The sequence below is a fragment of the Aeromonas sp. S2(2024) genome (assembly GCF_041402505.1).
Lineage (GTDB): Bacteria > Pseudomonadota > Gammaproteobacteria > Enterobacterales > Aeromonadaceae > Aeromonas > Aeromonas media.
Window position 1 is genome coordinate 1 of sequence record NZ_JBGLRL010000037.1, and the last position, 15,858, is coordinate 15,858.

General features: G+C 40.8%; 12 protein-coding genes and 3 pseudogenes. 6 read left to right on the plus strand and 9 right to left on the minus strand.

Annotation, left to right across the window (positions count from 1 at the left end):
- Together ACB039_RS20415 and ACB039_RS20420 are read left to right on the plus strand one after the other, a co-directional pair.
- Positions 1-105: pseudogene (locus ACB039_RS20415) on the plus strand (IS1595 family transposase); the annotation flags it as partial.
- A 169-nt stretch (positions 106-274) separates the two neighbouring features.
- On the plus strand, positions 275-682 hold the full coding sequence (locus tag ACB039_RS20420; RefSeq protein ID WP_109113143.1) for an H-NS family nucleoid-associated regulatory protein: 408 nt from the start codon (positions 275-277) through the stop codon (positions 680-682).
- A 367-nt stretch (positions 683-1,049) separates the two neighbouring features.
- On the opposite strand, the gene tolC is transcribed toward ACB039_RS20420, so the two are convergent.
- From tolC to ACB039_RS20435, 3 genes are all read right to left on the minus strand, one after another.
- A complete protein-coding gene (tolC, locus tag ACB039_RS20425) occupies positions 1,050-2,351 on the minus strand; it encodes an outer membrane channel protein TolC (RefSeq protein WP_041202624.1) in 1,302 nt (433 codons plus the stop codon).
- An 86-nt stretch (positions 2,352-2,437) separates the two neighbouring features.
- Complete coding sequence (locus tag ACB039_RS20430; protein WP_005303884.1) at positions 2,438-5,578, minus strand: efflux RND transporter permease subunit; 3,141 nt, start codon at positions 5,576-5,578, stop codon at positions 2,438-2,440.
- On the minus strand, positions 5,575-7,119 hold the full coding sequence (locus tag ACB039_RS20435) for an efflux RND transporter periplasmic adaptor subunit (RefSeq protein ID WP_017778712.1): 1,545 nt from the start codon (positions 7,117-7,119) through the stop codon (positions 5,575-5,577). Before ACB039_RS20435 ends, ACB039_RS20430 begins: the two co-directional genes overlap by 4 nt.
- A 208-nt stretch (positions 7,120-7,327) precedes the next feature.
- Here ACB039_RS20435 and ACB039_RS20440 point away from each other — a divergent pair, with 208 nt between their 5' ends.
- From ACB039_RS20440 to ACB039_RS20455, 4 genes and pseudogenes are all read left to right on the plus strand, one after another.
- A complete protein-coding gene (locus ACB039_RS20440) occupies positions 7,328-7,651 on the plus strand; it encodes a hypothetical protein (RefSeq protein ID WP_021140715.1) in 324 nt (107 codons plus the stop codon).
- Between the two features lie 191 nt (positions 7,652-7,842).
- On the plus strand, positions 7,843-8,529 hold the full coding sequence (locus tag ACB039_RS20445) for a heavy metal response regulator transcription factor (protein WP_021140716.1): 687 nt from the start codon (positions 7,843-7,845) through the stop codon (positions 8,527-8,529).
- The gene (locus tag ACB039_RS20450) at positions 8,519-9,874 is read left to right on the plus strand and encodes a heavy metal sensor histidine kinase (RefSeq protein WP_371166327.1); all 1,356 of its coding nucleotides are present in this window, start codon (positions 8,519-8,521) and stop codon (positions 9,872-9,874) included. Before ACB039_RS20445 ends, ACB039_RS20450 begins: the two co-directional genes overlap by 11 nt.
- 112 nt (positions 9,875-9,986) lie before the next feature.
- Positions 9,987-10,085: pseudogene (locus tag ACB039_RS20455) on the plus strand (IS5/IS1182 family transposase); the annotation flags it as partial.
- 134 nt (positions 10,086-10,219) lie between these two features.
- On the opposite strand, the gene ACB039_RS20460 reads toward ACB039_RS20455, so the two are convergent.
- From ACB039_RS20460 to ACB039_RS20485, 6 genes and pseudogenes are all read right to left on the minus strand, one after another.
- On the minus strand, positions 10,220-12,628 hold the full coding sequence (locus ACB039_RS20460) for a heavy metal translocating P-type ATPase (protein WP_111589429.1): 2,409 nt from the start codon (positions 12,626-12,628) through the stop codon (positions 10,220-10,222).
- Positions 12,629-12,631: 3 nt separating this feature from the next.
- Positions 12,632-13,273, minus strand: a complete 642-nt coding sequence (locus ACB039_RS20465; RefSeq protein ID WP_021140720.1) for an isoprenylcysteine carboxylmethyltransferase family protein — start codon at positions 13,271-13,273, stop codon at positions 12,632-12,634.
- Positions 13,270-13,575, minus strand: a complete 306-nt coding sequence (locus tag ACB039_RS20470) for a DUF2933 domain-containing protein (protein WP_021140721.1) — start codon at positions 13,573-13,575, stop codon at positions 13,270-13,272. The genes ACB039_RS20465 and ACB039_RS20470 overlap by 4 nt, the downstream gene beginning before the upstream one ends.
- A 279-nt stretch (positions 13,576-13,854) precedes the next feature.
- A complete protein-coding gene (locus ACB039_RS20475; protein ID WP_005303871.1) occupies positions 13,855-14,388 on the minus strand; it encodes a cupredoxin family protein in 534 nt (177 codons plus the stop codon).
- Between the two features lie 20 nt (positions 14,389-14,408).
- Positions 14,409-15,266 (minus strand): copper resistance protein B, encoded by an 858-nt coding sequence (locus tag ACB039_RS20480; protein ID WP_005303868.1) that lies wholly within the window; start codon positions 15,264-15,266, stop codon positions 14,409-14,411.
- 11 nt (positions 15,267-15,277) lie between these two features.
- Positions 15,278-15,754 (minus strand): annotated as a pseudogene (locus ACB039_RS20485) (multicopper oxidase domain-containing protein); the annotation flags it as partial.
- Positions 15,755-15,858: the final 104 nt, after the last annotated feature.

Consider the following 15,858-nt stretch of genomic DNA (forward strand, 5'->3'; position numbering starts at 1 on the left):
CATCGTTTTGACCTCAAGAGCATGTTGGTTGAATTGGGGCATGCAGTCGTGGCAAGCCCTCCGATGCCATATCGGCTCTTGAAGCTGGCTGAGGGTCATGGGTAATCAGGTAGCAGATTGGAGCTAGGCCAATAAGTAGATCCAAACGCAATTTAGCTCACGAATTTTAAATGATGCTATTTTTTGAGTCATCTTGGTGCCAAAAACAGTGGAGCTGATGCTGGGATTGAGAGATAATTTTCCTGATATAAAAATGTGATACATGAGGCTATCAATGAACGATTTTTTGAAAACACTGCTGAATATTCGCAGCCTGCGAGCTGCACTGCGTGAGCTGTCATTTGAGCAGTTAGTCGAAGTTAGGGAAAAATTCGAAGAAATTTTTGCTGAGCGTGAACAGCAAGAGACCAAACTGAGAGAAGAGTCAGCTGAACGCCTGCAAAAACTGGCTGAGTTTACCGAAATGTTGAAACAGGCAGGCATCGATCCGAGTGAGCTGGTTGGCACTGCCGCTCCGGCGAAATCCGAGGGTTCAGTCAAAGCCAAACGCGCTCCCCGTCCTGCAAAATACAAGTACACCGAAGGCGGTCAGGAGAAGACATGGACTGGCCAGGGCCGCATTCCCAAGGCCATCGCAGAAGCAGTTGCGGCTGGAAAAGCACTGGATGACTTCTTGATCTAATGCTGAGAGCCCATGCCTGCTCGGCGTGGGCCTTTAATTCTATCTGTAGTAGGAGCACCGTATGGGGAGGACATTGTTCCACTCAAGAAGCATCGATTTGTGAAATAAAGCGGATGAAAGAACAAATGGAGCAATTCGCACGTATAGTGCGGATTATTTAAACAATGGTCTTTATAAAACTTAAATCCACATTAAAAACTACAGCCCTATAAGTCGCTATATTTTCTGAATGAGTTTATAGCTATACACTAATAGTAACAAGTGCTAAAAACCTTCCGAAAAAAATAAATAAGAGAAATGAATTTCCAGGTTAAATAAAAGGCATCAGTGCAAAACTGATGCCTATTGAAAAATAGATTACACACAACTACCTTAAATTAACTAAACCATTATCAATATCAATTATTTCTTTTTTACCTAAAGACCCTGAATTTAATTTCAATGTGGCAACGTTGACTATGTAACTATATCTAGAAATAGCTAACTTTGTCTTTGCATCATACAATTTTCTATTAGCATCCAATACATCAATGATAGTCCTAGTGCCAACCTCATATCCTGCCTCGGTCGCTTTTAAAGCACTTTCAGCAGAAACTACAGCTTGTTGGTATGCTCGAACGGATCCTATGCTTGCATTAACATTGTTATATGAAGACTTAACTGCACTCATGACCGAGCGATAACTTTTCTCCAGCTGCTCACTGGCAGCAACATAGTCAAAAGAAGATTGTTTGACTTGTGATGCTGTTGCACCACCTGTATATAGTGGCAATGAAAATTTAATACCAATGTCGCCTTGATTGGAATAACCGTCCGTATTAACTGTATTATCTTTGTAGTTATTATAAGTTGAAGATAACCCCATAGTAAGATCAACTAATGGCTTATGTCCTGACTTAGATAAATCGATCTGCATCTTCGCAAGTTCTTTTTTAATCCGAGCCTGATGTAATGCCAAATTTTTTTCAATTGCTGCATCAGTCCACTTATCAATTTTCCATAAAGTTTTTTGAGGACTGAAACGCTCTGTATCAAGCTTATTAAGCTTTCTATGCTCAAGACCAGTTAACTCACGTAGAGCCTCATAGCTATTTTCAAGCGTGTTCTCTGCATAGATCTCATCGGCAAAAGACTGATCGAAGGCGGCCTCTGCCTCATGTACATCAGTAATCGCGGCCAAACCTACCTCAAAACGCTGCTGGGTTTGAGCAAGCTGCCTCTGAATTGCCGTTTTCGTTGCCTGAGAATAAATCAGCGAATCTTCAGCCTGGAGAACATTAAAATATGTCTGTATTGTACGAAGCACTAAGTTTTGATGCTCAAGAACATAAGAAACATCTGATAGTGTCGCATTCTTCGCAGCTAAATCAAGATTAATCCAATTAGCACTGTTGTAGAGAGATTGCTCTAGATTGATTGCACTATTCGTTGCGCTCCCAGTTTGCATATCCAGATTATCGTCAACATAGTTAGCACTAAGACCAAGATTTATCTTTGGTAGAAATGATGCTTGCTCTTCATTGATTTTTTCGAATGATTGGTCACGCATTGCCTTTGACTCAAGAAGTTGCGGATCCTTTTGCTTCGCCAAGTTATAAATATCTAGCAAGCCCTCCGCATGCGTGTAACTACTAAGAAGAGCGAGTATAGGTAAAAACATTTTGTTCATCATGATAGATACCAACAGATTGTAAATAAAGAAAACGAAAGTAGCGGATGCATATTCATATAATGCATCCGCCTGTGCACCAACCGTTATTCAGGCATATCAACACCTGTAGTATTAGTGATGCTCTTCAGAGTACGTCTACGCCATAAGTAAAATGCCGCAGGTAGAACTAAGAGAGTTAAAACGAGTGCGCTTACCATCCCACCAATCATTGGCGCGGCTATTCGTTGCATAACCTCAGAGCCAGTCCCATGACTCCACATGATAGGTAATAGGCCAGCAATTATCGTTACCACTGTCATCATTTTAGGACGTAGTCGCATTGCAGCTCCATGGATAACGGCACCATGTAATCCTGCATTATCAAGTTTATCGTTCTTAACGAGATCATCCCAAGCATGGTTGAGATAGATCAACATCAATACACCTGTTTCTACAGCGACACCTGCAAGTGCTATGAATCCAACTCCAACGGCCACTGACATATTAAATCCAGCTAGCCACACGTACCAAATGCCACCAACTATAGCAAGAGGCAAGGTCGTAAGAATAAGAAGCACTTCTTGAACACGCCGAAACGCCAAGTAAAGCAATAGAACTATGATGGCAACGGTTAATGGGACTACATAGGTAAGGCGAGCTTTAGCTCGTTCCATATATTCGTATTGACCAGACCAAGTAATAGAGTACCCAGCAGGAAGAACTAATTGTTCTCCGACCATTTTTTTTGCATCCGCGACAAATGATCCAATATCTCTATTACTAATATCAACATATACCCAACCATTTAACCTAGCATTTTCACTTCGCAACATTGGGGCTTCATCGCTAATATAAATTCGAGCAACATCAGCTAGAGCAATTCGTTCACCTTTGGGAGTGATCAAAGGAAGCAACTCTAGACTAGCGACTGAGTCGCGATAGCTTTGTGGATAGCGTATATTGATTGGATATCGCTCTCGCCCCTCTATCGTCTGTCCAACATCCATGCCGCCCACAGCCGTTGCTAGTACTGCTTGAACATCCGCAATATTGAGTCCATATCGGGCAGCCTTCAGTCTATCGATATCAACTTTGACATAACGACCACCGGCGACACGCTCAGCATACACGGATGATGCCCCCTCTACACTGCCAACAATTTTCTCAAGTTGCTGTCCTATTTTTTGTATCACTTTAAGATCTGGACCAGCAATCTTGATCCCAACAGGTGTTTTAATTCCTGTTGCGAGCATATCTGTTCGAGTCTTGATTGGGGGGACCCACGCATTTGTCAAACCAGGAAATTGAATTAATGAGTCTAGCTCTTCCCGTAATTTCTCTGGTGTCATCCCAGGACGCCACTCTGATTGAGGCTTCAGCTGAATAGTGGTTTCCATCATAACAAGATCAGCTGGATCTGTTGCACTATCCGCACGGCCAGCCTTACCGAATACATTCTTTACCTCAGGGACAGTTCTAATCAGCTTATCTGTTTGTTGTAATATCTCTCGCGTTTTCCCTACCGAGATATTTGTTGCCGTTGTCGGCATATACATCAGATCCCCCTCATCAAGTGGAGGAATAAACTCAGACCCTAAATATTTTAAAGGCAAGAAACCAACAACGGTCACGATAAATGCTAAAGTAAGAGTCACCTTCGGCCATGCTAAGACGCATTTCAGCAAAGGTATATAACCCTGACTTAGCCATCTATTAATTGGGTTCGCTTGTTCAGCAAGTACCTTACCACGAATAAAGTACCCCATTACAACAGGGACTAACGTTATTGCAAGTGCAGCAGCTGCGGCCATAGCATAAGTCTTAGTATATGCGAGCGGAGCAAACATCCGCCCTTCTTGTGCTTCAAGAGCAAATACTGGTAAAAAGCTCATGGTAATAATTAATAGAGAGAAAAATATAGCAGGGCCGACTTCTGCACTGGCCTCTCCAATTACCTTCCATCTGTTTTCATTAGTTAGGGGTGTCTGTTCCATATGCTTATGGACATTTTCAATCATTACAATTGCACCATCAACCATTGCTCCAATTGCGATGGCTATCCCTCCCAAAGACATTATGTTGGCGTTGACACCCTGTATATTCATTATTATAAATGCAACTAGAATTGCAATTGGTAGGGTAATAATCACTACTAACGATGACCGTAGGTGGAATAAAAATGCTAAACAAACTAATACAACAACAATAAACTCTTCCAGTAACTTCCCTGAAAGGTTGTCGATTGCTCTTTGGATTAGATCTGAGCGGTCATATACAGTTATTATCTCAACCCCATCTGGTAGACTACTTTTTAATTCATCAAGACGAGTCTTAACTCCATCAATAGTGTGTTGTGCATTTTCGCCATAACGCATGACGATAATGCCCCCAACGACTTCACCTTCACCATTGAGCTCTGCGATGCCTCGACGTACTTGAGGGCCAGTTACCACATCCGCTACATCACCTAGCAATAGTGGAGCACCACGTACATTTGTTCCTAATGGAATGTTTTTTAGATCAGAGACATTTTTCAAATACCCATTGGAGCGAACCATATACTCAGCTTCGGCCATCTCGATAACTGAAGCACCTGTTTCCTGGTTACCTTGTTCTATTGCTGTCTGAATTAAAGACAAAGGTACACCATATGCACGCAGCTTATTGGGGTCTACACGAACCTGATACTGACGAACCATTCCTCCAACCGTAGCGACTTCAGAAACCCCCTCTACAGTCTGTAATTCATACTTTAAAAACCAGTTTTGCAGTGAGGTTAATTCACTTAAGTCATGCTTACCTGTTCTATCGATCAGTGCATACTGATAGACCCAACCAACACCAGTTGCATCAGGCCCAAGCTGGGGCCTCGCAGAAGATGGTAAATTAGGAGCAACTTGGCTCAAGTATTCTAAAACTCGCGCCCGCGCCCAATACAAATCCGTATTGTCATCGAATAGAACATAAACGAAAGAATCACCAAAGAAAGAATAACCACGGACGGTAGTTGCACCAGGAACAGCAAGCATGGCGGTGGTTAATGGGTAAGTTACTTGGTCTTCAACTACTTGTGGTGCTTGCCCAGGATAACTTGTTTTGATAATAACTTGAACATCCGACAAATCAGGCAGCGCATCAACAGGAGTTTGCTTGACTGACCATATTCCCCATGCAGTGAGCAACACACTTAACAAAAGAACAAGGAATCGATTGCCAATAGACCATCGAATTATTGATGTGATCATTTCTGACCTCCTATCTCATCCATTTCGGCCATATCATGCTTGGAATGGTCCAATTGTGGAGCAGATGGAGCCTTACCTTTCCCGTTGCTACTATTTGAATCTGAATTTTTAATATTTGTTTTAGCAATCGGCTCCTTGATACCAGTTATAATGTATCGTTCCCCATCCTGCCTTAGCAAAACACTCACGGAGTGACCCATCTTTAAACTTGAAGGAGCAATACTCTTATCAAGTTCAAAGCTCATACGCATTGCTGGCCATTGCCATTCTGGTACTTGTTGGTGTGCAATTGTGATCTGCCTATTCTGACCAATATCAACGATGTCAGCATTGACCCAGACTTGAGCAGGACGAAATGCAGTCATGCGCTGGAAGTCGGAACTGATACTTGACTCAGAGTCTAATAAAAACTGAGCAGACCTTACTATCTCATCACCTTCTTCAACTCCAGATGTAACAACGATATGTTCCCTAAACTGAGAACCGAGAGTGACTTCAACAGATTTGAAGCGCCCATCACCTAATGACAGCACTACTCGATTCTGCGTTCCTGTTCTAATAATAGCCTCACTAGGCACCACAAGATTAGACTCGGTTCCACCGGCTTTTATGTTGATCTGAGCAAACATATTCGGCTTAAGGAACTCGTCTGGATTATCAAAGCGTAGCCTGACCTTAAGCGTTCTAGTTGATGCGTCTAGGGTGGGATATAAATAATCAACTTTACCGACCCAAGTTCTGCTTGGCGCATAATCAAGAGTCATGGTAACTGGATCTCCCAATTTCAATACGGTAGCTTGGCGCTCAAAAATTTCTGCACTGACCCAAACTTGTTGTAATGTGCTGATATTAAATAGCGCCTCAGCTGGTTCTACGTACTGTCCCTCTCGAATTTTTAGCTCAGAAATATATCCATCACTAGGTGCATAGAAATTAATTGTTTCACGCACTTTCCTAGTTCGCTTTAAAATAGATATTTGATCACTTGGAATTTGTAGCGCCTTGAGTTTCCCTTCTGCGGCTCGAATCAACAAAGGGTTACTGCTATTCATGGCCAACAAGTATTCATGCTGCGCATTTACTAAATCAGGGGCATATAATGCGTAAATAAAACTACCTTTGGTAACCCTTTGCCCCTCACTTTTAATTGCAAGGGTTCGTACCCAGCCAGCCATACGTGAGTTGATAGCTTCAAGACGGTCTTCATCATATCCAACATATCCAACAGTATCAATTTCCTGATAAGTAGGAGCTCGTTTGACTTGATCGAGACGAACACCAAGATTCTGCTGTATTTCCGGTGATATTGTAACTGTGCCAGCTGACCCTTGACCTTGAGCTTTCTCTTCATAAACAGGAATGAAATCCATTCCCATTGTGTCCTTGGCTGGAGAAGGTCTCTTATCAGCTGGATCCATCGGGTTTACCCAATAAAGAGGTTGTTTTTCCTTTAATGTATTTACATCTTTAAAATTTGTGAGCAGGTAGACACTACCGCCTCCTGCGACAAAAACTAACAACATTGCAATAAATTTCATCATGCCATGCCCCTTAAGATATATTCAAAATATGGAAAACCAGGTGGTGTAAAATCATCTCTCATACCCCAATAGGGTGAATCATACATACTTGCCCTCTTAAAGATCTATATCCTTACGGTAATGTAATCTTGCTGACAGCAGCATGTAATGTTGATTGTATATAGTGATTAGCGATAGCCGTGCAATAACAACGAAATGAGGTAATCCAATGAAAATCAAGACCATCTTAGCTGCGCTCACCATGTTGATTAGTAGTTCAGCGGCTTTCGCTAATGCCCCAATGCCTTTCGATCTTAGAGCAGGGCATGGAGTAGTCTATGTAGAATGGAAAATATCTGCATTGCCTACTGACTCCGTGGACGTATCCACCCCCGATGGCACGAAACTGGGCGTTGTGAAGGCTCTCCCTGGTAAGACCAAGCAGTTAACACTTCCTTCTGATAAAAATATTACAGAAGTTATCGTGGACTATAAAGGAACCATTCATAACGTCTCTCTCCCGCATGGTATGGGAAGCGGTAGTAACCGTTAAGATCTTCCACATGTAAAAAACGGCCAGCTTATGCTGGCCGTTTTTTAAACATTAAAAATAATCATTCTAGATTTTATAATTTCGATATAACCTTCATTGAAACTCTTGATGCAGCTGGATTTTTTTTATTTTTTAGTGTATGTAGTAGCATAGACTACTGACTATCTTAATACTGCATATTGGAGAACATAATGAATATTTTAGTTGTTGAAGATGAGCCAAAGATAGGTGAGTATTTAAAGAAAGGACTCACTGAGTCAGGCTACATTGTTACTCTCGCCACAAATGGAATTGATGGTCGCTTTTATATACTTAGCCATGAATTTGACTTAATAATACTAGATATTATGTTACCTGGGATTAACGGATGGCAGCTTCTTGAGGAAATTAGAAATATAAACATTCAAGTACCTGTCATGTTCCTGACGGCAAAAGATGGTGTCGGAGATAGAGTAAAGGGGCTAGAGTCTGGAGCTGATGATTATCTTTCAAAACCATTTGCATTCACTGAACTACTAGCCAGAATAAAAAACCTTCTTAGGCGATCCAAAGACAATCATATTGAAGAGGTTATATCAATTTCAGATTTGATTATAAACATCAAATCAAGAACAGTTAAGCGGTCGGGTAAAAAACTACATCTCACCCCTAAAGAATATCTATTACTTGAGTTATTAGCTCGGCGGCATGGTGAAGTATTACCTCGCTCATTAATTGCCTCTTTGGTATGGGATATGAATTTTGACAGCGATACAAATGTAATAGATGTTGCAATCAGAAGATTAAGAGCCAAGGTTGATGATGATTATCAAATAAAATTAATTCATACTATTCGAGGAATGGGATATAAATTAGAAGGTGCTGGCGATGAAGAGTAACATGCCTATAACTATACGTGCTATGCTTTTTGTTTCTGTCGCCATAACGATCAGTATGATTTCCTTGTTATTTTTGGTAGAGACATCTATCAAAAATCATTTCTTAGACCTTGATAATGAAACGATAGATAACAAAACGATTATTATCGAGCAGTTTTCAAAGCGCATAGATGCAGTTCAAAGAATTATCAATTGGGATACAATCAATCCTGACTCTAATTTTTATATCGAGATATTAAAAGATGGTAAAAAAATATATAGGAGTGAACGAGACAGCTTTAATTTGAGAAAGTTCAGCAATACACTAATTCATGTATCTGAAACTGACACTTCCGCTCCACATAAATATCTCAGTAAAAACATTAATTTTAAAAAAAATGATAACTCCTATTCAGTCGTGTTCTATTTAGACTCAAGTGTTCACTCTCATTTTTTGTCTGACTTTAGGATGCAGCTATTAATCATAGTCTTTGGTGTTTGGGCGATCATAATATTGTCTACATACTTGGGTATAAGGCAAGGCCACAAACCTATTTATATATTAAGCAAACATATGTCGACTATTCAGGCTGAACAGTTGAACTCAACATTAGAACCCAACCAATATCCGAGAGAGTTAAGGGAGTTGGTTGACTCATTCAATACCATGCTATCTAAACTAAACAATAGTTTCGTTAAGTTATCTGATTTTTCAGATGATGTAGCGCATGAACTAAGAACCCCATTAACCAATATAATCATGCAGGCTCAAGTTGGGTTAAATCAAGACAGGAGCATCTCCGAATATAAAGAGTTCCTATATTCAATTCTGGAAGAGCTTGAGCGTTTGGCAAAGATGGTTAGCGATATGCTGTGGATTGCCAGGTCAGACAAAGGTTTGATTTCTGCAAATAAAGAATTTTTAGATTCAGAGAATGAACTTTCTTCTATTTTAGATTTCTTTATGTATTTAGCAGAAGAAAAAAGCCTTACGTTTAACGTTGCAAATACTAATAAGCTTATATTTGCTGACAAATTAATGTTTCGTCGTTCGATATCCAATCTGATATCTAACGCAATAAAATACTCAGAGAGCAACTCTGCCATTAGCATCTCAATATCAAACGATGAAGGAAATAATTCTATCATTGAAATAAAGAACAAATGCAAAGATATATCTTACGATGAATCCTTGAGAATGTTTGATCGATTTTATAGGGCAGATTTATCAAGATCTAGCAATAACGATAGTGTCGGGTTGGGTCTATCGATTGTTAAATCGATAACCGAAGTTAATGGAGGGAAGGCATGGAACAAATTAAGTGGTGATTATATTTCATTTTATATATTATTCCCAGCCAAATAGCTTTTAGCTATTTAACGTAGGACGACACTAGCATTATTAAAGAGCATGGTTGCCAAAATCAGCCAGTAAGTCATGACTTCCCCAGCCCCAAGTGACAGCTACGCACGGGGCTTCCTTACAGGCAGGCAATGCGCAGGTGGCGGGGGAAATCCTAGCAGGGGTAAAGGTCATGAACAGGATAATGGGCTTAAGTATGCCCGTTTGGCAGTAAGTCAGTTGGGTAAGGAAAACGATCAGGGAGCAAGCAGCCTTGTTTTAAAATTAACTAGCAAGGCCACTTGGTCGTGGAATGTCGATAGGTGACATTTAGACTCATCTGCGGACATATAACCTCCGCAGATAGGATCAAGCATTCGTGACCTTCATACCACGGAGTCTCAGCGCGTTCAAAATTACCGAGACTGAACTTAAGCTCATAGCTAACGCCGCGACCATTGGTGATAACAGGAATCCCGTAGACGCATAGAATACACCTGCGGCAAGCGGTATACCAAAAACATTATATATGAAAGCGAACGCTAGATTTTGTTTCATATTTTTTATCGTTATGTTTGATAATGTTCTGGCTAATGCAATCCCTCGTAAATCACCTTTGACTAAAGTAACGGAGGCGCTACTAATTGCCACATCAGTACCTGTTCCCATAGCGACACCAACATCAGATCTTGCTAATGCAGGGGCATCGTTAATACCATCTCCCGCCATCGCCACAATATGCCCCATCTGTTGAAACTTGGTGACTAGAGCCAATTTCTCTGAAGGTTTAACATCGCCATATATTTCGCTAATACCGAGCTTACCCCCCACAGCCCTAGCTGTAGATAGACTATCGCCAGTAGCCATAATTACAGTTACCCCACTTTTTTTCAATGCATCCAAAGCTTCCTGTGTGGATGATTTTATTGGGTCACTTATGACTAGCAAGCCAACGATGGTAAGATTTACGGCCAGGAACATCACACTAGCACCTTCGTGACGTAATCGATCTGCATCATCCTTCACTGCCTGTGTACTTATTCCCTCTTGCTCCATCAAAGATGCATTACCCAGTAAAAGGAACTTTTCAGCTACGATACCTTTTACACCATTCCCTGGAATGGTTTCAAAATCGCTGACATGATGCAGAGTCAAGAATCTATCTTTCGCTGCTGTGACAATTGCTTGTGCTAATGGGTGCTCACTTCCTTGATCTAAACTGGCAGCTAATCTCAGTATTTCATCATTTTCTAAGCCGTTTACTGATATGGCTTGTTCAAATATAGGATGACCTGCGGTAAGCGTACCAGTTTTATCGACAATCAATATATCGACCTTCCTGAAATTTTCTATCGCAGCTGCATCTCTAAATAATATTCCTTGTGTTGCACCTTTACCAGTCGCTACCATAATTGACATCGGTGTTGCCAAGCCTAATGCACAAGGACAAGCAATTATTAATACAGCAACCGCATTCAGTAAACCATACTGCCAGCCTGTTGTGGCCCCCAAAAAACCCCAAGTGAAGAACGTGGTTATGGCAATGAGTACAACAACAACAACAAAATTACCTGCTATTTTATCAGCCATTCCCTGCATTGGGGCCTTGGAACGCTGTGCTTGCACAACCATATTAACGATTTGAGCCAGCATGGTTTGTGAACCCACTTTTTCTGAACTCATGGTAAGAGATCCTGTTGTATTCAACGTTGCTCCGATTACTTTATCACCTCGTTTTTTACTTACCGGAATAGGCTCTCCTGTCAGCATTGACTCGTCAATTGTACTGATACCATCAACAACGACCCCATCCACAGGAACTTTTTCACCAGGTCGGATACGTAAAATGTCTCCCACCTGAACTTGGGAAAGTGGAATATCTCGTTCGCTTCTATCTGGATATATTATACGGGCAGTTTTTGGAGCTAGTCCTATTAACAACCGAATCGCCTCAGAGGTTTTTGAGCGAGCTTTTAACTCCATGATTTGACCTAGCAGCGTCAGTGAGATGATGACATCTGCCGCTTCAAAATAGACAGCAACCCGTCCCATTGACTGAAACGACACAGGGAATATATCTGGTAATATTGTGGCAATGATACTATAAATAAATGCAGCACCAGTTCCAGTTCCGATTAATGTCCACATATTAGGATTGAAAGTTACTATAGATTGCCACCATCGTTCAAAGAATGGTGATGCAGCCCATAATACTACGGGTAAGGATAGCACCAGCTCAACCCAACTCTGAGTATTCATGCTAAAAAATGCTAATTTATGACCAAGCATTGCTAATAGTGTTACAACAATAGTTAATGGCAAGGTTAACCAAAACCGATACTGGAAAATATAAAGTTCAGAATCACTTTTATCCTCATCTTCAAACTGAGGCATTTCAGGTTCAAGAGCCATACCACATTTAGGACAATTACCAGGCTTGTTAACTCTGACTTCAGGATGCATTGGGCATATATATATGACTTCTTTGTCACTGCCTTTCTGGGCTTGGTGCGCAGTAGATTCACTGGTAGATACGGAAGGCTTCGCATCCGTTCTTACATAAGTTTCTGGATTTTTATTAAAGGCAATAAAACACTTATCACTACAAAAATAATATAGCCCACCATCATATTTAACATATTTTTCAGTTTGATGTATTTTCATACCACAAACAGGATCGGTGTGGTATTGCGAGCCTAATTCTGTTGGTTCCTCTATATCATCATGGCGATGAAAGTCATCGTTTACTGCTGATGGATAAATTTTCTTAATTCTCATCACTCAGCTCCTTACTTTCCATGAAGGTATAAAACGCGGGGTTTTATTTGCATAATCATCATATGCTTTTCCAAATATAGACCTAACCTCGCGCTCTTCTGTGAGCGCGAGGTGCTTATACATAATCAAGAGAATAGGAAACATGAGAAGGGTCAATATAGTTGGCCATTGCAATAGAAAGCCAAACATAATCATAGCAAACGCGACATATTGCGGATGACGAATCTTTGAATAGGGGCCAGTTATAGCGAGTTTATTCATTTTTTGAGAAAAAAAGAGCACATGCCAAGCACTAGAAAGCAAGTAAAATCCGGCACCAATTACAAAATAGCTTAGGATATGCAAGATATTAAAATGTGGGTCACCATTACCCCCTATAAACGTGTACCACAGATGCCCTGAGTTATGAGAGAGCAGATCAACCTCTGGATATTTTTTTTGTAACCAGCCAGACATGAAATATATTGTCAATGGAAATCCATACATCTCTGTAAACAAAGCAATAATAAATGCAGATATAGATCCAAATGTACGCCAATCCCTAGCCGACTTAGGTTTGAAAAAGCTAAATATAAACATTATGAACACTACTGAATTAAGTACCACAAGCGACCATAATCCATAGGATGAAAAATCGTTACTCATAAGGATTCTCCTTTATCAGATTTATCATTTTGGTCGGGTGAGCTCTTTTGTATATTTTGTTTTTTTTCATCACTACCATGATCGCCGTTTTCGTGGTTATCACCATGTCCACCATGCATGAATACATGCATAAGTGGGCAAGCGAGAAGAAGCAGATATGGTAAGGCTCCCATGAAATGGGCCCAGTGTTCTGTGACCAAAAAGTAACCAGCAACGCTACCAATGATGATAAAAGCAACCCCAGTTCTAGAACGCCAGAAACCTGGTTCATCAGATTGGTTATGCTCGTGATGTGAATTCATTGACATCCCTCCAATTAATATTAGATGCTGTAGACAACTCATTTTCTCTCAGCACCACGTCCTGTACTCACTCACCCAATAAGTCACACTATCTGAGTGATGCGGTATTTTTTACTTAATATTAAGTATAGTTATACTGCCGAGCATTAATTGGTATTTAGATCTTTTTGTGTCAGCAGATCATCAAACTGTGATATTGGCAAAACTTTTTAACTAAAAACACAAAAAAATCAAATAAAAAAAGAGGGGAGCCCCCTCTTTTTTTGTTTGAAAAGTGGATTATTTCACTACCACTTCACCAAGCATTCCAGCCTCCATATGCCCAGGTACAAGACAAGCAAATGATACTGTACCTGCTTTATCAAATTTCCATAGCACTGCACTCTTCTGACTGGGTGCAAGAGAGATCATGTTTGGCATGCTATGTTTCATCTGCATACCTTGCATTTGTTGCATCATTCCCGCATGCTCTTTGAGCTCTGAGGTTGTTCCGAGAACGAACTCATGTGGTAGTTTTCCATTATTCTTTATAAAGAATCGGATTGTTTCACCTTGTTTGACCGATATCGTTTTCGGTGTAAACCGCATGGTGTCATCCATAGATACGTCAATGGTTCTAGACACATCTTTGGCAACACCAGGGGAACCAGCCATACTCCCCATGTCATGCCCCATAGGAGCTGGATTCCCCTTCATTGAACTCATGTCATGGTTCATGCCATTCTTCATTGAGTTCATGTCATGACCTTGCTCAGAAGCCATCACACCCGTAGAAATTACTATCACAGCAGCAGTAATCATTTTGAATTTCATACATTACCTTCCTTATGTAATCAGAACCAGAATCTGGCACCTGCAATAAATCTCGTATCAGATGTACTCTCCCCATGATCTTTTGCTAGATCGTATGTATTGCCAGCGAGAGTTTTCCATTCAACGCCTATGTAAGGAGCAAACTGCCTACTTATTTCATAACGTAACCGCAAGCCAGTGCTGATGTCTGAGATACCTCGCCCAACAGACATATCATCATTATCTTTACTGTAAATATTCATTGCAGCTTGGGGCTGTAGTATCAATTTCTGAGTAAGTAAGAGGTCATATTCCGCCTCTAGGCTTAAAAGCATTAGACCATGCTGATCTACAAATAAAGAGGAGTCAACCTCAAACCAATATGGCGCTAATCCTTGTAGGCCAAGGGCAAGCCATCCTTTATCGCTTCTAGATTGATATGTATCATATCTTGCTCCAAAAAGGATGTCCCAGTATGCAGATGTAGCATACCCATAGAGAACTTGGTTTTCTGTATCCTGTAATGAATTTTTATATTCACCTTCAGATTTAAACCATATTTTTTGATAGTCTTTCCCTACCCAAGCAAGGGCTTTGTAGGAAGCATAATTTTCCTCTCGTCCATTTGAATATTCAAGCCTGTCAATTAACAGAGAAGAAAAGGTATGTTCATCTGCTAAGGAAAGCTGCTCTCTGCCTTCAAAAAGGCTTGGGCCTGAACTAAGTGTGAGTCCATCAGAATATTCATCAGGGCTTCTTTGTTCGCTATCCTCAGATGCGGTTAAATCAGGGTGATAGCCGCTAACAGCATCTTTTGACTCCTCAGAAAAAGAAAGAGAAGCAAATAACCCAAGGCTGATCAACCATATTCCATTTTTTACTATACTTTGAATTAGCATTATTTATTTCCTCAAGAAACCACTACTTCACGGAACATTCCAGCATCCATATGGAACATAATATGACAGTGCCAAGCCCAACGGCCAATGGCATCAGCGGTCACAAGAAAACTAATTCGTTGTGCTGGCTGCACAGGTATTGTGTGCTTTCTTGCCAAAAAGGAGCCATCTTCATTCTCAAGTTCACTCCACATACCATGTAAATGCATGGGATGGGTCATCATGGTGTCATTGTGGAGAGTAATTCTAACTCTTTCTCCATAATTAAAATGAATTGGTGTTGATTTACCGAACTCAACGCCATCAAACGACCATGTATAGCGTTCCATATTTCCAGTCAAATGAAGTTCAATTTCGCGTTCTGCTGGTCTTGGATCTATGGGCCCACCTTTAGTTTTCAGGTCTGCTAACGTAAGCACTCTTCTCCCATTATTACGTAGCCCTACACCAGGGTCATTCAGATTGCGTCTTGGTGTATCTACCCTTAACCATCCCCTCATATGAGCGAGGCGTGGCGCGGCTTCTGAGGTATGATCGCCATCCTTGACCAGCTAATACCCAACAGACTATCCCCATGTTTAACCACGAACTA